Origin of the sequence: Polynucleobacter wuianus, assembly GCF_001659725.1 — a bacterium.
In the GTDB taxonomy this organism is placed as follows: Bacteria; Pseudomonadota; Gammaproteobacteria; order Burkholderiales; family Burkholderiaceae; genus Polynucleobacter; species Polynucleobacter wuianus.
In genome coordinates this window covers 1611611-1629266 of sequence record NZ_CP015922.1, presented here as the reverse complement: position 1 = coordinate 1629266, position 17656 = coordinate 1611611, and the positions used below count along the sequence as shown (strand labels likewise).

Here is a 17656-nt window from a genome sequence, read left to right as displayed (position 1 = left end):
CTCATGAGCGAACAGACGGCAGTATTGGTTTTAATAGATATTGCTTCTGGATCTAGGTTGTGGGGGTTTAGTCGCTATATTTTTGGTAAATTTGCCTTTAGGGGTGTTCCTGGCCTCGTCTTTTGTAAGATCTTGGGATCTGGTTTTAATGGCGGCTTCAGTACCAAGCCAAGCCTTACTAAACAGGGATTCTTTTGTGTTTTTGATACAAAACAAAATGCAGAAATTTTTCAGCAAACATCTCCCACTGTGAATGCTTACAGATCCCATGCTAATGAGTTCTTTATAGCTACACTCTATGCTTATTCCAGCCGAGGATCATGGTCAGGCTTCTCAATAAATAATTTAAGCTCTCCCCCTGAAAGTGGGCCAATAGCATCTCTTACCAGGGCATCAATCAGACCTTTCAAAGCAGTGCAATTTTGGGCCAAAGCAAAACCAGCAGAACAAGCAATTAAAGAAGCCTCAGGATCGATTCTGACAGCTGGGCTAGGAGAAGCACCCTACTTTCGTCAAGCTACATTTACTATATGGGAAAATCTCAAATCCATTGATGCGTATGCACAATCAGGCGCACATCTCTCGGCCATAAAGGCAGCGTACGGAGAGAATTACTTTTCAGAGTCTATGTTCACTCGCTTTAAGGTCGGCTCAGCAAGCGGTGTTTGGCAAGGAAAATATGTCCAAATCCCCTAAGGTCATCATAGTTGGTGCAGGTATTGCCGGTCTTACAGCCGCTCTAGAGCTAGCTCACCATGGTCTCAACGTAACCGTTCTTGAAAAGAATAGCTACCCAGGCGGGAAAATTCGTCAAATCGATATTGATGGTGCATTGATAGATTCAGGGCCTACGGTCTTTACAATGCGCTGGGTTTTTGAAAAATTATTTGATGATTGTGATGAAAATTTTTCTTCTGAATTTGAGTTAGAGGCTTTAGATATCCTTGCTAGACATAGTTGGGGCGAGGACTATCTGGACTTATATGCTGACAACAAAAAAAGCGCAGATGCTATCGCTCAGTTTTGTAATCCCAAGCAAGCACAATTATTTTTAGAGTTCTGTGGTACAGCTAAAAAGGTTTACGAATCCTTAAAAAAGCCCTTTATAGAATCTAGACGCCCCAGCATGCTGGGAATGATGGGTTCATTGGGGATTGAGAAAAGTAAAATATTATGGGATATCGGACCCTTTAGCAGTCTTTGGTCCGCTCTAGAAAAATACTTTCCAGACCCACGCTTACATCAACTCTTTGGACGTTATGCAACTTACTGTGGCTCGTCTCCCTATTTAGCTCCAGCAACCCTGATGTTGATCGCCCAGGTAGAAATGGATGGAGTTTGGTCAATCAAAGGTGGTATGGCAAAAATACCTGAGGTGATAGCCACGTTAGCGCAAAAAAAAGGTTGTAAATTCCGCTATGACTCAGAGGTTGATTGTCTTGAGCTGGCTGGTTCGCAAATTAGTGGCGTACATCTCAAAAGTGGTGAATTTCTAGAATGCGATTACCTCATTTTTAATGGTGATATAAATGCTTTAAAAAATCACTTATTAGGTGAGAGAGTAAGTACTGCGATACCTGCCAAGCTCAAACAAACAGACTCCCTATCAGCGGTGACTTGGTCAATGAAGGTGAAATCTTCAGGATTCCCTCTAGTGCGTCATAACGTGTTTTTTAATCAGCCCTATCAGAGCGAATTTTCTGATATTTTTGAAAAACAGCGCCTTCCACTCAACCCAACAGTCTATATCTGCGCTCAAGATAGAAATGATTTAGCACTTGAGAATAATCAGCCTGAAAGATTGTTTTGTTTAGTAAATGCACCAGCGAATGGCTCAAAAAAACCTTATAACAATGAGGAAATCGATCAATGCGAACAAAAAGCATTTTCAATCATGAACAAATATGGACTCCAGCTGGAGGATGCTCAAATTACGCGAACGACCCCTCAGGATTTCTCAATGCTATTTCCGGGTCGAGGCGGAGCGCTATATGGCCAAGCAACTCATGGATGGATGAGCTCATTTCACAGACTAGGTTCTCAATCGCAAATCAACAATCTGCTCCTAGCAGGAGGCAGCACCCACCCAGGTCCGGGGGTTCCAATGGCGGCAATGTCAGGACGATTGGCGGCCGCAACCCTGATGGATCGCCTAGGTTCGACCAAGCGGTAAATCCGGGTAACTATCTCTGGTGGTACATTGACGGCCTTAGCGATGATGGCTTAAATGGGTTTAGCATTATTGCCTTTGTTGGCAGCGTCTTTTCTCCCTATTACGCTTGGGCAAATAAAAGCAAGCCTGCACAAGCTGAAGACTTTTGCTCCATTAATGTTGCGCTTTATACGCCAACCAAAAAATATTGGACGATGACTGAAAGGGGCAAGAATGCAATCCATCGCACAGCCAATCAGTTCACTATAGGTCCCAGTCAGTTAAGCTGGAACGATAACGCTCTTACTATCACCATTAATGAGCGAGTTCCTTTGCTTGGTCAAAGAGTTCAGGGAACCATCAAAGTATTTACAGAGCAACTTTTTAATCATGTAGTAGCTCTTGATGATCAACAGAAGCATCGCTGGGGGCCAATAGCACCCTCCTCCAGAGTCGAAGTCTCTTTCAATAAACCTAATCTAAACTGGATTGGCAATGCTTACTTTGACTCTAATGAGGGAGATGAGGCAATCAACAAACCCTTCAGTGAGTGGGACTGGTCACGAGCTCACTTAAAAGATGGCAGCACTGCTGTAATTTATGATGTGCGACAAAAGAATGGAGTAGAAAAGGTTCTAGCAACTAAATTTAAATTAGATGGTAGTACTGAGGATTTTTTAGCGCCAAATAGAGTTGAACTTCGCAAAACAGGATGGAGAATTCAGCGCAATATGCGCTCTGAATCAGATCACAAGGTAACAGTGCTTAATACCTTGGAAGATACGCCTTTTTATGCTCGCTCGATGATTGCATCAAAACTACTTGGAGAGGATGTTATTTCGATGCATGAAACATTAAATATAAAACGCCTAGAATCCAACATCGTCCAATTTATGCTGCCTTGGAGAATGCCTAGAAATCCAACGCGTCTATATTAATAAGCTAGCAATATAGAAACAGCTAAGCAATGCTAATGCCGAGCAAAAGAATGGTATGAGTCTATTTTTCTATGCTCTACTTTTTCCAGAAGACTAACAACCCAAATGAGCCTATCCTCTACAGATCCACTGTAATGCGCGTACTGTCCTTCTGGCTCTACCGCATCAACCAAAAACTGTATAGCAGGAATGGAATCTAAACTCTGCGTTGGTTTTGCACTATAGATAGCCGCCCCAAGAGATTTGAATAGCAATAAAACTTTTCTTTTCTTTGATACGACAGCTCTTTTTGTAACCGAATCCATCCCCTGTCGCTCAATTTGCCTACCGATTTCCGAATAAATCAAACTAGCAGCGGCTATGGCTGATCGACAATTTCTTGGTAAACCAGAGAATCCAAATGCCGAACGAGCATATAAATCATCGGCGTACTGAATGAGCTTTTGATTCACTCGCAAGATACCATCATTAAAAATAGGATTTTTAAGCCACTGATCAGGGTCTATATTTTCTTCTTGAAGCCAATCTCTAGGAAGATAGAGACGCTCGTTTCTAGCGTCCTCCCCAATATCCCGCGCAATATTAGTCAACTGCATTGCAAGGCCAAGCTCGCATGCGCGTTCTAATACAGCTCGATCCCGTATACCCATAATCAGAGTCATCATGACCCCTACTGTTGAAGCAACTCTAGCAGCATAGTCACATAACTCTTCTATGGTTTGATATTGGCGACCAGTACGATCCCACTTAAATCCTTCTACCAGTGCCTCCAGGAGGCTTCGAGGAATTAAAAATCGCTCAACTACAAGAGCTAAAGCTCTATCCGCGGGTATATCTAGTGGATTTTTTGAATAGATACGATCTAATCGATATTCAATCTGCTCTATAACATTATCAGACGCATTTTGATCGTCCACCATATCATCCAGTAAACGACAAAAAGCATATAAAGCTATAGCAGAATCACGAATATTAGAAGGCAGGATCCTGGATGCAGAAAAAAAGGATTTGGAGCCATCTCTCATCAAGGTCTCGCAAGAGAGTAGATCAAGCTGAAATCCGTATTCGGATGTAATAGCTCTATCGTGCATTTTGAGAGAGTATTTTAGCGGGCGCAATCAACGAATCTAAAGCTTTGGCTGATGACAAAACCCCAGGAATCCCCGCACCCGGATGAGTGCTCGCCCCAACCATATAAAGACCTTCAATATCTTCGCTACGATTATGTGGTCTGAACCAAGCACTTTGGGTAAGCAAAGGTTCCAAACCAAAAGCAGCCCCCTTATAGGAAAGCAGCCTGTCTTTAAAATCTTCTGGAGTCATTACAAACGATTCCACTAAATTCTCTTGCAAGCCCGGTAAAACAGTTTCTTCAAGCATCTTTGCAATGGCTTTTCTATAGGGCTCAGCCTCCTGCTTCCAATCGGTTCCACTGTCCAGATGAGGAACGGGGGAAAGTACATAAAAGGTATCACATTCTGGAGGAGCTAAGTTAGGATCAGTTGCTGTGGGACGATGCAAATAAAGGCTAAAGTCTTTAGCAAGATGATGGCGTTTAAAAATATCCTCTAAAAGAGTTTTATAACGTTTACCTAACAGCATCATGTGGTGCGGTATTTTTGGGTATTGTTTTTTAGTGCCAAAGTACCAGACAAATAGACTCATTGAGTACTTACCATTCTCAATTTTTTTATCAGTCCATATTTTTCGATGTTCTGGGTCAATCAAATTTTTGTAAGTCCATGCTGTATCAGCATTACAGACTACCTTATTGGCAAATAAAACCTCACCATTTTCCAATGTTACGCCCGTTACTTTATTTTCAACGATATTGATTTTCTTAACGGTACTTGCATAACGGATTCTTACGCCAAGGCCATTAAGCAAACCAACAAGTCCTTTGATAATTGATCCCGTTCCACCCATTGCGGAATGAACGCCCCATTTGCGCTCTAAGGAATTAATTAATGCATAAACAGAGGTAACCGAAAAAGGGTTACCGCCAATGAGTAATGGATGAAAGCTCATTACCTCTCTAAGCTGTGGGTCTTTGATATGTTTCGCAACTAAGCTATAGAGATTATTCCAGGCCCTCATCTTCACTAGGCTTGGAAATGCTTTTACTAAATCTTTTAAGCTGTCAAATGCAACATCTCCCAGCTCTTCAAACCCTAGTTTGTAGCAATACTCTGCCTCTTCTAAAAAACGTAGATAACCTGGTAAATCACTAGGACTAAATTTGGCAACTTCTTGCTTCATTCGCTCCAGATCACCGGTGTAATTAAATATGCGGCCATCTGCAAATCGGATTTGATAAAACGGATCCATTGCACGCAAATCAACATCGTTAGACATTTTTTTGCCGCACAAGCTCCATAACTCTTCTAGTAAAAAAGGCGCGGTGATAATAGTAGGGCCGGCATCAAACGTAAAGCCATTTCTTCTATGTACATAAGCCCTACCTCCAGCGTCTCCCAATCTTTCCAATACCTGGACGTCATATCCTTTTATGGCTAGACGTATTGCTGCAGCAAGACCACCAAACCCTGCACCGATTACAAGAGCGCGTTCAGAAGCATGTACATTTCCAACTGTGGCTATGTTTTCGGGGATCTTAAATTGATCGACCTGTTGGTCCATCAGACTTCCTTTGTTTAAAAACCCCTTTGATATTTAATATCAAAGGGGTTGGCAAGGCTATTTTGCTGCGCTATGGGTGCTATCTTTTGGCATATCTCTATTTGGAGCAAGATACGGATAATCCTTCAACATACTTTGACCTAAGAGTGGTTTATTTACACCTTGATGACAGGTGGCGCAGTTTGCTTTAGCAACGTCACCAGTGGGCCCGAGTCGATTTGGTGGAAAAACATCCTTTAACGGGGTCATAAAGTTGGTATTAATATCTTTTAGCATTTGAATGCCATACCATGCTTGAGCACGCTGAGGTGTGCTCTGCTCCCAACTAGAAAAGTTTTGAGAGTTGTGGCAAAAGGTACAGTTAACCCCAAGAGAATGGGACATGTGAGTCATCATTCCATATACATTTTCTGTACTTTGAAGGGTTGCTTTGTTACCCGTAGGAAGTGCCGTTTTGCCAACAATCCTTGCTGGGCCACCTTTTTCTACCAAATAGTCTGCAAATGGCTTATTCGGGAGGGCTGTATAGGCAACGGCAGATGCTGGATCATTTTGTCCGTTAGCATTACCTAGCATATTTCCGCCACGCTTTTCTTCTGGATTAAACCAAACATTTTGAGGAATATTATTACCTCTATGGCAGGTGTAACAAGTAACGCCCGTTTGCTTTACGTGATCAGCCCAATTACTATTAATTTGCTGATTCATCTGAATCATTCTTCTAGCTACAGTTTTAGTGTAAAGAGAATCATCTGCAAAATTCTGAACATTATGGCAATAAGCACAACCCTCTTTAGGGGCAACCCATGAAGTCATTGAGACCATAAAAGCACCAAACTGTGCAGTGCTTAAATTATTTAAAACTTTGACGTTCTTATATACGGCACCAGCCTTTGGTCCGTCCGGGGATGCAGGAACTCCAGCTGGCATTTCATTAATCTTAGCTAGCTGCTCTTGTGTTCTAGGATTATCAATTTGATCCATACCGGTACCGCGGTATCCAGTTTGCTTTGACTCAACTGGTGGTCGCTCACAAGCCGTAAGCGTAACAATTGCCAAAACACTAAATGCAATGGCAATTTTTTGGCGAACGTTTTTCATTTTTTCTCCCCTATTGCTACTGGAGCTGAAGGTGCCTTTAAAGCAGGATCAGACACGGTCCCATAAATTGCCGGATAAGTTGGCGCCATATTATGCTTAACAGCCCATAGATACCAGTTATCCACAACGGTGCCGGTTAGCAAAATTCCAATGCCACCTGTTAATGGAGTAAGTACAGCAAACCACCAGGCCCAACGGTGAATAGATTCCATCGTAGCGTTAAAGCCCATAGTCCATCTCCAGAATAAAGCCGCCCTTTCAGATGCGGTTCCGCGATCGACAATTTGCTCAATTTCTCTTTCACCGCCAAATCGACTCACTGCCAGAATAGTTGCGCCGTGCATAGCAAACAAAAGGACTGATCCATAAAGAAACACAATGGAGAGCATGTGGAATGGGTTGTAAAACAAGTTGCCATAGCGAATTGAAAAGGCGGATACCCAATCTAGGTGAGAAAAGATACCAAATGGCACCGCTTCGCTCCAACTGCCCATCAGTACCGGACGAATAAGGCCCAATACTAAGAACAACCAAATTGCTGATGCGAATGCCCAAGGTACATGAGTACCCATTCCAAGAGCCTGAGCCCTACGGAAGGTTCTCAACCACCAGAGCATGATTGAAATCGTTGAAAATAGACCAACAATCAACCACCAACCACCTTCATTCATAGGCGGAAAGGTCAATCCATACTTAGGTGCCGGGGCATCCAAAGAAAGCCAAAATAATTTCCTCACAAACTGCAAAGGATTCCAGCCTACTTGGGCCAGCATATTCATCCCAATAATGAAAAATGCCGTCATACCAAATATTAAGGATGCAACCCCTAATCTCCCAAGGTATAAAGGTCCGAGCTGTGCATTCCCAATGCGCCCCATCAAATGACTAAATCCAATAGAGCGAGTTCGCTCACGCATATCGTAGGCGTTGATTGGAACGCCATGACTTGCAGGGCCAGTTACTTGTGTTTGTGTAAATAGATTTTGATATTCCATAATGCTCTCCGCATTTTCAATTTAGCTGAAAACTAACCCCAGATTGGCAAATTCAACCACCATGTCCACCATTCAGGCCAACCCTTTGTCCAGAAGGGGCCACTAATAACAATACAAACAGCACTCCAAAATACCGCCGCTAAGGCTAGGAATAATCCAAGACGATGAATGCCCAATGTTCCAACGGAATATCCAATAATGTCTCTAAAGAAAGTATCCTCGTGCTCAGGAGTTTTGACCGGCTGTCCAGGCTGTGGATTCGTGGAAGATAAGATCAAGGCTCCATGCAGCGCAAGTGCTAATGTTGTTGTAAAGAACAGTGTTACCGCAATCATGTGGGCTGGGTTGTAATGAAAGTGCAGATACTGATACCCAGTATTCGACACCCAATCTAAATGACTCAATATTCCATAAGGAAAACCGTAGCCCCATGCACCCATTAACACTGGGCGAATTACAACCAAAGTGAAATACGCAAAGATGGCCATACTAAAAGCAACTGGTACATGAAGGCCCATTCCCAATTTTCGGGAAATTTCCACCTCACGCATTGCCCAAGAACCAAATGCTCCTAAGGCGCAGATAGTAATGATTTGCCATAATCCACCCTCCATCAAAGGAGCTACGCCTAACCCATATTTCAGATCCGGAGGGGCAATATTTATTTGCCAAGGATTGAAAACGCCTGCCTGAGATGTGCCCCAAAGAATCATTGCAGTCCCAAGGAATGCAAAGAATATAGTGGTTACCCCAAAGAATCCGACGTAGAAAGGGCCTACCCAGAAATCAAAAAGATCTCCTCCTATTAGAGTCCCACCGCGCACGCGGTATTTTTTTTCAAAGTTGAGCATGGCCATTTTGCGCTCCTTACACAGTGAGAATTCTTCTCACATTAAATTAATCTTGCGTAGACGAATCACTATTTCTAGAAATTCGCCTACGGTTTGCACATCTAATTACTTCTTCGCTGCTGATATAGCTGCTTTGTACTGCTCTTGACTCATACCATCCAACCATTTGTATTGAACTGTGCTCAATAAAATGAGATGAATCATTGCTGCCAAAGCAAAGAGAAAAACGCCCTGTGCAACCATCGCACGTAGTGGGTCGTATAGTTTCCAAATTCTCCACATAATATTTCTCCTAATTTAAGTAAGACATAAAGCCGTAAACACCTGTTTCAACTGACTTGAAGAATGATCCTCCGTCAGCACCAGAAAATAACCAACTTTTCTGTGATGCAGGCAAGACAATTAAAAAAAGTGCTACAACAAAGAGCACCACGTAACTAATCAAAAAAATAATTTTGAATGACAAGGTGTCATGCAAAACATGTTTATGCATTAAATCCGTATTGATCTTCATAAAAACACTCCCTCTAATTGACTACGTTTACTATGTACTTACTACTGCATCAAAAGAACCATGGACGCCATGCCCATACAAGTATGTGCGCGACGACAGCGATTGCAGTAAATCCAAGAAGACCTTGCATATAAAATGTATGGAATTCTTTAGCTTCTGCATCGGTAAGCCCAGATATAGATCTGTTTTCACTCATGATGACTACTCCTTGAAACTGACCTTGCGGTCTTTTCTACATCACCCCTGTAGATTTGAGGATATGGCTTAACAACACCATATTGGTTTAGCTCTTTACTAGAGCAATATCTTTGAATGCGTGTCATACAACCTCCCCTTCAACTAAGGAAAAGGATGATTTCTGTAAACAAGCTACAGTTACTTTTTCAATATTTTGTATACGTGCCTCTAACTCAGCCTCATCACGAATTTTCTTCGCCGCTGATATTTGAGTGAGCACTGGTTGTTTACTAATTAACTTGTTTAATAACTCCTGGGCCTCCTGCTCCCATGGCATTGCCTGAATGAAGCTTTGTAATTTCGCAGGGGTTGGATCAACCTTATCCATTTCAGTACCTAGGGGCAAAATATTGAATAAAGCATCAAACAGTGAATTGCAAACTTCCTGAATTAAATAGACTGATCCGGAATATCCCATATAAGGAGTGCCGGTATGCCTACGGATAATGGCCCCAGGAAATGAAGCGGGTATGAAAGAAAACCGGGCACTGATTTCGCTACCGTACATCCGCTCGTTATAACTTCCAAACATGACTAAAGGAGTTTTCTTTTGAACCAACTCTCTGATTTCAATGTTATTTGTCTTGTTTCCAGGCAATCTAGAAACTGCAAAGTTACACGGAAGACCCATTTCTTCTTCGAGGAAGTTTCTAACACCTCGTGTATAGGTTTCACTTGCTACGATGGCAAAGCTAGCAGTGCCAAAAAAATCTTGTGTGACAGAACGCCATAAATCCCAGACGGGCTTTAATGTTGTGTGCTTCTCTTTTTCAATGAAGGGCTCTACGTCAAGCCCGCACAACTCCCCCAGCTTTCGTAAAAAAGCAGTGGTAGATTGCATTCCAATAGGGGCTTGCAAATAAGGTCTCTCAAGCGTCTCACATAGGAGTCGTCCATACTCTCGATACATACAGATATTGACATCTGCATCAATTAGTTTTGGAATATCGGCAAGGTGGGTTCCCAAGGGAAATACTAAATTTACTTCCGCACCAACACCCTCGACCAAACGCCTAATTTCTGCTAAATCACTATATAAATTGAAGCTGCCATAAGAGGGTCCAATAATATTAACCCTGGGTTTTGTATCTGCATCTCTTTTGCGCGGTGGAATCTTTTTGAGGCCATATTCGGTCCAAAGCCAATTCATTGCCCTATTTGCACATTGCCATTGATCCTCATCAATTGTCCTAGGCAAGAAGCGCTTGATACCAGTTCCCTCAGGTGTTACGCCACCACCAATCATCTCCGCAATAGAACCCGTTACTACTACTGCAGGTAAATCGGGATCAAGCACTTTATGAGCGCGCTTCATTGACTCTTCTGTACCTTCCCGGCCTAACTGCTCTTCAGCTAAACCGGTCACTACTATGGGCAACTCATGAGGCGGTAAGGCATCGGTGTAATGCAGCACTGATGTCACCGGCAAGTTTTCACAGCCAACCGGACCGTCAATAACAACTTGAAGCCCCTTTACAGCCGTAAATACATATACAGCCCCCCAATATCCTCCAGCGCGATCGTGATCTAGGACTAGCATTAGCCCATCTCCTCAGCTTTTTGCTTGGCTCGCGCTTTTTCCATGCGACGCCTTACATCAGCTTTAAATTCAGGACGATCAACAGGTGCTGATTCCCAAACACCAGCTGCATGATCTTTACCCACACCCCCAAAGAATGAGTTCATAGCATCAAAACGATCTTGGTTTGCTAATGCTGCATTGATGACTTGAGCCAAAGAACCTGCACCAGCAGCCCCCATTAGTGGTCGTGCTGAAATTAAATTCGTGAAATACAAGGATGGGATAGCCAATTCTTTGGCTTTTTGAACTACTGGCGTTGTGCCAATCACTAAATCTGGCTCGAACTCTTTCATTGCGGCGAGATCTTGCTCCAAAGAAGCGCGATACTCAACATGAACGCCGTGTTGCTCAAGCCAATCTAAGTCGCCGCTGCTCCAAATTGTCTTTGGACAAGCAGTGCCAACATAACGTACATCCGCCCCACTCTCTACCAATAAACGTGCCACTAGTAATTCCGAACCCTCATACCCACTAAGAGTGATTCTTCCTTTGATTGGTTTTGCTTTGAGTGCGGCTTGAATCATTGGCAAAAACTTGGCTTTAGCATTACCAATTTTTTCTGCGCTGATACCAGAGGCTACTCCAATGTTTTCTAGCCATTGAGCTGTGCCATCGTAACCAATCGGAGCAGAGCCCACAATGGTTCTTCCAGCACTTTCAAATTCACGAATACTTGCGGTATAAAACGGGTGAATTGCTGCGACTACCTTAGAGTCGAACGCCTGATATAGCTCGCGCCATTCTCTAGTTGGCACAACTGGTCCAACACCCATACCCATTGGCTCTAACATCATTCCAATGCTGATTGGATCTACCGGGAACATTTCACCTAACAAGGTAACTGTAGGCTTATCAGAAAGGCCATTCCGTGGTGCAGACACTGGGCCATTTTCGATTTCAGTACGTGCATAACGCAACATTGCGCTTGCTAGAACATCTTTGGCCTCTGCATGGGTAGGCACCCCAAATCCCGGAACATCAATGCCAATAATACGAACACCATTGATTTCTTTTGGCAATAATTGCAACGGCACGCCACTAGCAGTTGGAACACATAAATTGATAATGACTATGGCGTCATAGAGGTCGGGATTAGCTTCTTTATAAACCGCATCCCGTATATCTTCGAATAACTTTCCAGTAACCAAGGACTCAGAGTTAAATGGTACATATCCGACGCTACGTCGCGCACCATAAAAGTGGGAGGTAAAAGTAAGGCCGTATACACAACAGGCCGAACCTGACAGAATCGTCGCTGTCCTACGCATTCTCAAGCCTACTCGCAAAGAACCAAATGCAGGGCACATACTTTGTGGTTGATCATGAGGGCCCTTAGGGTAATCTTTTGCGTACTGACCCAAGATCTCACTTTTATTGGCAGACTTAGCAGCTGCTAATAATTCTTCTGCGCCTGAATGACAGGTTATTCCAGTCTCAGAAGTGTTCTGAGCTTGTATCGGAATAACTTTAGATGATTTCACGATGGCTCCGGTTTCTAGGCTTTGTCGTAAATCACTTCAAGCGTTGGCTTAATCACTTCATTCTTACCAACCATATCGAAAATTGTTGCAGGCTCAAGAACGATATCTCTACCAACTTGACTTGCAGAAAATAAGCCCAGTAAATCATCTGGTGCCATTGGCTTTGGTCGGACTGGAGGCGCCTCAGCAACATTGCTTGCCAAACCCTCAAAGAGCGGACCCCATTGTGAATCTGGCTTGCCAATGATTTCATAGCTAGCACTTTTTCTTCTGATATCGTCATTCGCTGGAATAACCGAAAGTACAGGGATACCCACATGCTCAGCAAAAGCTGTTGCTTCGCCAGTGCCATCATCCCTATTGATAACCATGCCAGCTACACCAACATTGCCACCTAATTTACGGAAGTATTCAACTGCAGAGCACACATTATTGGCAACATAGAGCGACTGGAGATCATTGCTTGCCACAACAATAACCTTCTGACACATATCTCTAGCGATTGGTAATCCAAAGCCTCCGCAGACTACGTCGCCTAAAAAGTCTAGCAATACGTAATCAAACCCCCAGTCATGAAAACCAAGCTTCTCCAGTGTTTCAAAGCCATGAATGATTCCCCTGCCACCGCACCCTCTACCAACCTCAGGGCCACCCAATTCCATGGCATATACGCCATCACGCTTAAAACAAACATCGCCAATCTTGACTTCTTCACCGGCTAACTTCTTTTTGGAAGAAGTTTCAATAATGGTAGGACAAGCTTTACCTCCAAATAGCAATGAAGTGGTGTCGCTTTTTGGGTCGCAGCCAATCAGCAATACCTTTTTGCCCTGCTGCGCCATCATGTAGGACAGGTTGGCTAATGTGAAGCTTTTCCCAATTCCGCCTTTGCCATAAATTGCAATGATCTGAGTTTCTTTTTTAATCTCACCTGTATGGACCTGATCAGGCTCAATAGCGGCCTCTTTTTTCAATTGCGTAAATTGAATTGTTATTTCTTTTGGGACACTTGGGGCATTCATAGTGCTTCTCTCCAATCAACTACCATTTTGAGACAGTTAGGATCTTCAAATGCGGTGCGATATACATCACCAATTGAAGAGGGCTTACGATGATGCGTTATTAATCCATTCAGATTTAATCTGCCATTCGATAAGAGCTGCTTCACATCCTTCAAATCCTGAGGCGCCCACTGTGCAGCAATCCGCAATTTAGCTTCCTTCATAAATGCACTGGGGAAATTAAACTGAATGTCTTTGTCATAAAAACCAGCAAGGGTAATTTCTCCGCCAAACTGGAGTTGACTAATTAATTTATTTAATACACTCACTTGCCCACTTGCATCGCAGATATTTTTATATTTGTTATCTTGGTCATCACAAGGATGAAGAACTGTATAGCCCTCAGCTCCACTCATACGATCTGTATCAATCTCCCAGACAACTGGCTGGTGGCCAAACATGACTGCAATTCGAGCGATCAGTCTTCCTAATACGCCATGGCCCACAATCAAATCGGGTTGTAATGATTTTTTTCCTTGAGTAACGTGATAGGCGGTGGCTGCTAAGGCAAGCAAAACACCCTCTTCGCCAATTTCTTCATTGAGTTCGATAACCCTATCGGAAGGAACAACAACATGCGAGGCAGCCCCTCCAAACAAACCCTTCACATCACCAAAACACTTTGCGCCGGGAACAAAAACTCTTTGGTTAAGACTGAGATGAGATGACTTTCCTACCCGAGTAACTCTGCCAACAGATTCGTATCCAGGCACTAGCGGATATCCCATTCCAGGAAAATCTGGCATAGTTCCATTCCAAAGTAGCTTTTCAGTTCCAGTGCTGATGCCGCTCCACTCAATTTGCACCACAACATCCGAGTCATTGGGCTCATCAAGCAAAAGTCGTTTCAACCTGAGTTCTCTTGGAGACTCCAGCAGTACTGCTGTGGAATGAAGTTGACTTTGCATGTGTCTATTTAAATTTACTTTCTTATATGTAAAGTAATTTATACACTATTCAAATACTTTCTATTAGTACTTACCCTTAATTAGGTGCTCAGTAGCAAAACTTGGGCATTTATAGGCATATCCGAGTGCAATATGTCGATATTTTTAAAGCCAACATGAAGAGCTAAATGACTTATCTCTTCAACTGTTCTGGGTCGACCCCTACCCATCGCCATTAAATAAAAACCAAAATAGGCATGCCCCATTGGGGGATGTTCAGGCGTCTCTGCCATAGGCTCAGCAATCAATAACTTGCCACCTGTAGGAAGAGCCTTAAAAATTGATTTCAGTAAAATTTTTACTCGCTCATCATCGTGATCAAAAATGACACGGATAAGAGTGATTAAATCTGCTCCACTAGGGAGGTCATCTTTAAAGAAATCTCCACCAAAAACTTTGATGGATTGATCTTCTGAATTGGCCAAGAAATTTTCTGCGGCAAGATTCACAACACCCGGCAAGTCGAAAAGCATTCTCTCTAACCGAGGGGATTGAAGGTGCACTCTTTTTAAAAAAGTACCCTGCCCTCCTCCAACATCCAACAAGCAGCGGTGCTTAGAAAAATCATATGCACTCACGACTTGATCTGCTACCAATGGTAGCGATGTAGACATTAAATCTGAGTAACCCTTAACTCGATCTTGATCTTTAAGAGACTCTTGATCCTCAAGATCATTCGAAACGTAAGGCCAAAATTTCTCTAATTTCTTATTCTTTAATTTGCCAGATAGCAAAAGAAGAGGATCTCTCAAATCTTCATACAAAACAGTATGGTGCTCAATCATTGCCGCTAAAGCAGAATTCTCAACTAGCGGCGCACCTAACTTTCCCAAACCAAATTTTTGATTGCTACGAATTTCTAATAAATCAATTGATACGGCGGCGTCTAGTAATTGTTTTAGAGGTGCTTGCTCTAAACCACATTTATTTTTTATGGCCTCTAAAGTTAATGGGCCGTTTTTTAAATGATTAAAAAGATTTAGGCGTATACAAGCTAGAAGGATTTGGGAATATACAAAACCCACCATTACATCAAATAATTGATTAGCTCTTTTTTTTGCGATACGTCTTAGAAATGGAATTTTTGCGACTGTGTTTTGGAATCGAGAATTTGCTATTAGCTTATCTTTGTAGATAAATAACCTATCCAACAGACCATACTCACTTTGGTCTTGTTCAATCGGAATTGTTCGGGCTTGAGGCACTCTAATTAGGCGCGCTATGCAGCCTGACGAAGGGTTTCAATAGCAATGTGTCTTTCACCACGCTCAAACCATGATGAAGGCAGTAATCTCTCGGCCTCAAATGCGACTAATTTTTTTAGCGCCTTATCGCCTATGCAACTAGGGATGGATGCCACTGCCTTACCAACCAACAAATCAAAATGCTCAACAGCTCCATTTAATCCCAATTCTTTTGCAGAGCTAGGGCGATGATGTTCCTGGTCTTGCCCTGCAGGCTTACCCAAAAATTGCGCATCACCTAATACATCTCGAATATCATCTGCAATTTGATATGCTTCGCCAAGCCATTCACCCAAACCCCTCCATGTCTCGGCATCAGCTCCAGCAGCCTGCGCACCACTTGAGGTTGCCGCAGCAAACAACGCTCCAGTTTTAGCTCTCTGATAGTCGCTAAGGTTGGCTTGTGTCTCACACTCCCAAGACTGTCCTGCAATAATTCCAAATGGCGCTCCAACGCCCTGTGAAATCGTTTTGATAATTGGTGCTAAGCGATGAGAGGATCTTCTTGAAGCAGCTGCAACTGTTTCATAAGCCATAACAATCAGCGCATCGCCAGTTAAGACGGCCAACCTTTCGCCATATTCTTTATGAACTGATGTCTGACCGCGCCGCATATCTGCATTATCAAAACAAGGTAAATCATCATGAACTAAGGAGGCGCAGTGAATCATTTCAATGGAAATTGCACTAGCCATCGATAATTGGGGGTCATCATTTCCACAGGCTTGAGCCACTGCCAAAGTCAACTGAGGCCTAATCCGTGCACCACCAGGAAAAACAGCATGTCTAATAGCCTTGCTTAGCGAAGGAGGTCCCTTCATAGACTCGTGCGATTTCAACGCCTGCTCTAATGCCCGATCCAAATGCTTAATTGGTGACATGATCTTGCCCCTATGAAGGAAATAGCTTTGTCTAAATTAAAATACAATTTAATATGTAAAAAAATATAGACACAATTGATCGAGCTGTCAAACTTATTTATTCGGGTTTACCCTTAATTACAGTGAAGTTTTAGAACAAATGAAAAACATCCCAAAGGATTGGCCTAATCAATCCTTCAGTAGAGAGATAAAGACCGAGGACCTATCTTGGCATGTACAAGTTGGGGGTAATTCGCCAAAACACATTCTCATGCTTCATGGAACTGGTTCTTCAGCACACACCTGGGGCACAATCTTTTCAGAGTTAGCAAAGAATTACACCGTGATTGCACCTGACTTGCCGGGCCATGGTTTTACAACGAGTGTTACGAAAAAGTCCTTCAGCTTAGATGAGCTTGCAACCCAACTCACAAGGTTAAGGGAGGGTTTAGGTATTCAATATTTTGATTACATTATTGGTCATTCAGCTGGTGCAACACTTGGATTAAGTTACGCACTCACTAATGAGCAGCCCAAAGAAATCATTGGGCTAAACCCATCCCTGATTACCTTACCTAGCTTTTATCAAAACTTTATAGCCCCACTATTAAATCCAATTGTTACTTCGTCATTCTTCACTTCCATATTAAGTGACCTATTACCTCACACCAAGATTATTGATGGACTTTTAGACTCAACGAAAACAAAGTTAAGCCCTGATAAAAGAGAGAAATATAAGGCTTTATTTAATAGCGCAGAACATCTTAATGGCTCTATGAGCTTCATGGCAGGAACAGACATAGCGATTTTGCTAAAGAAATGCAAATTAATAAAATCAAAATTGACCTTCATCCTCTCAGAAGATGATGGTTGGATACCAATTAAAAATTTACGTGACGTAATTAGGGAATATTTTGATAAAGCAAAAGTGATTGAGCTAAAAGGTGGCCACTTATTTCACGAAGGCGATGAAGAAATGGCTCTGAACTTAATTCAGAATGCCCTAAATAAGGAGGAAGAGGAGAATGTCAACCCTTAACAATGTATTGATAA

At 42.7% G+C, this 17656-nt stretch carries 18 protein-coding genes; 4 read left to right on the top strand and 14 right to left on the bottom strand.

What is annotated here, in order from left to right; all coding sequences use genetic code 11:
* Positions 1-3: 3 nt before the first annotated feature.
* The 3 genes from A8O14_RS08380 to A8O14_RS08370 all read left to right on the top strand — a co-directional run bounded on the left by A8O14_RS08380 (position 4) and on the right by A8O14_RS08370 (position 3090).
* The gene (locus A8O14_RS08380) at positions 4-696 is read left to right on the top strand and encodes a hypothetical protein (RefSeq protein WP_068949094.1); all 693 of its coding nucleotides are present in this window, start codon (positions 4-6) and stop codon (positions 694-696) included.
* The gene (gene crtD, locus A8O14_RS08375; protein ID WP_068949093.1) at positions 680-2173 is read left to right on the top strand and encodes a 1-hydroxycarotenoid 3,4-desaturase CrtD; all 1494 of its coding nucleotides are present in this window, start codon (positions 680-682) and stop codon (positions 2171-2173) included. Before A8O14_RS08380 ends, crtD begins: the two co-directional genes overlap by 17 nt.
* Positions 2174-2367: 194 nt before the next feature.
* Complete coding sequence (locus A8O14_RS08370; RefSeq protein WP_216861587.1) at positions 2368-3090, top strand: carotenoid 1,2-hydratase; 723 nt, start codon at positions 2368-2370, stop codon at positions 3088-3090.
* A gap of 32 nt (positions 3091-3122) precedes the next feature.
* Here the strand turns inward: A8O14_RS08370 and A8O14_RS08365 are convergent, their stop codons facing one another.
* The 14 genes from A8O14_RS08365 to A8O14_RS08305 form a co-directional block, all read right to left on the bottom strand.
* Positions 3123-4115, bottom strand: a complete 993-nt coding sequence (locus A8O14_RS08365; protein WP_228385059.1) for a phytoene/squalene synthase family protein — start codon at positions 4113-4115, stop codon at positions 3123-3125.
* A 55-nt stretch (positions 4116-4170) separates the two neighbouring features.
* A complete protein-coding gene (gene crtI, locus A8O14_RS08360) occupies positions 4171-5730 on the bottom strand; it encodes a phytoene desaturase family protein (protein ID WP_082913149.1) in 1560 nt (519 codons plus the stop codon).
* A gap of 57 nt (positions 5731-5787) precedes the next feature.
* Positions 5788-6831 carry a photosynthetic reaction center cytochrome PufC gene (pufC, locus tag A8O14_RS08355; protein ID WP_068949091.1) on the bottom strand — a complete coding sequence of 348 codons (1044 nt, stop codon included), beginning with the start codon at positions 6829-6831 and terminating at the stop codon, positions 5788-5790.
* Positions 6828-7826 (bottom strand): photosynthetic reaction center subunit M, encoded by a 999-nt coding sequence (pufM, locus tag A8O14_RS08350; RefSeq protein ID WP_216861588.1) that lies wholly within the window; start codon positions 7824-7826, stop codon positions 6828-6830. The genes pufC and pufM overlap by 4 nt, the downstream gene beginning before the upstream one ends.
* A gap of 32 nt (positions 7827-7858) precedes the next feature.
* Positions 7859-8683 carry a photosynthetic reaction center subunit L gene (pufL, locus tag A8O14_RS08345; protein WP_068949089.1) on the bottom strand — a complete coding sequence of 275 codons (825 nt, stop codon included), beginning with the start codon at positions 8681-8683 and terminating at the stop codon, positions 7859-7861.
* 99 nt (positions 8684-8782) lie between these two features.
* Positions 8783-8959, bottom strand: coding sequence for a light-harvesting antenna LH1, alpha subunit (gene pufA / locus A8O14_RS11535; RefSeq protein WP_071608677.1), 177 nt, complete (start codon positions 8957-8959; stop codon positions 8783-8785).
* Between the two features lie 10 nt (positions 8960-8969).
* The gene (locus A8O14_RS08340) at positions 8970-9191 is read right to left on the bottom strand and encodes a hypothetical protein (RefSeq protein ID WP_068949088.1); all 222 of its coding nucleotides are present in this window, start codon (positions 9189-9191) and stop codon (positions 8970-8972) included.
* A gap of 49 nt (positions 9192-9240) precedes the next feature.
* Complete coding sequence (gene pufB / locus A8O14_RS08335) at positions 9241-9387, bottom strand: light-harvesting antenna LH1, beta subunit (RefSeq protein WP_068949087.1); 147 nt, start codon at positions 9385-9387, stop codon at positions 9241-9243.
* Between the two features lie 123 nt (positions 9388-9510).
* Complete coding sequence (gene bchZ, locus A8O14_RS08330) at positions 9511-10968, bottom strand: chlorophyllide a reductase subunit Z (RefSeq protein WP_068949086.1); 1458 nt, start codon at positions 10966-10968, stop codon at positions 9511-9513.
* Positions 10968-12491, bottom strand: a complete 1524-nt coding sequence (gene bchY, locus A8O14_RS08325; RefSeq protein ID WP_068949085.1) for a chlorophyllide a reductase subunit Y — start codon at positions 12489-12491, stop codon at positions 10968-10970. The genes bchZ and bchY overlap by 1 nt, the downstream gene beginning before the upstream one ends.
* A gap of 14 nt (positions 12492-12505) precedes the next feature.
* A complete protein-coding gene (locus A8O14_RS08320; protein WP_068949084.1) occupies positions 12506-13513 on the bottom strand; it encodes a chlorophyllide a reductase iron protein subunit X in 1008 nt (335 codons plus the stop codon).
* The gene (gene bchC / locus A8O14_RS08315; protein WP_068949083.1) at positions 13510-14460 is read right to left on the bottom strand and encodes a chlorophyll synthesis pathway protein BchC; all 951 of its coding nucleotides are present in this window, start codon (positions 14458-14460) and stop codon (positions 13510-13512) included. The genes A8O14_RS08320 and bchC overlap by 4 nt, the downstream gene beginning before the upstream one ends.
* Before the next feature lie 80 nt (positions 14461-14540).
* The gene (locus tag A8O14_RS08310; protein ID WP_082913147.1) at positions 14541-15704 is read right to left on the bottom strand and encodes a methyltransferase; all 1164 of its coding nucleotides are present in this window, start codon (positions 15702-15704) and stop codon (positions 14541-14543) included.
* 14 nt (positions 15705-15718) lie between these two features.
* Entirely contained in the window at positions 15719-16624 is a 906-nt protein-coding gene (locus tag A8O14_RS08305; RefSeq protein ID WP_068949082.1) for a polyprenyl synthetase family protein, read from the bottom strand.
* A 139-nt stretch (positions 16625-16763) separates the two neighbouring features.
* Here A8O14_RS08305 and A8O14_RS08300 point away from each other — a divergent pair, with 139 nt between their 5' ends.
* The gene (locus A8O14_RS08300) at positions 16764-17642 is read left to right on the top strand and encodes an alpha/beta fold hydrolase (RefSeq protein ID WP_068949081.1); all 879 of its coding nucleotides are present in this window, start codon (positions 16764-16766) and stop codon (positions 17640-17642) included.
* Positions 17643-17656: the final 14 nt, after the last annotated feature.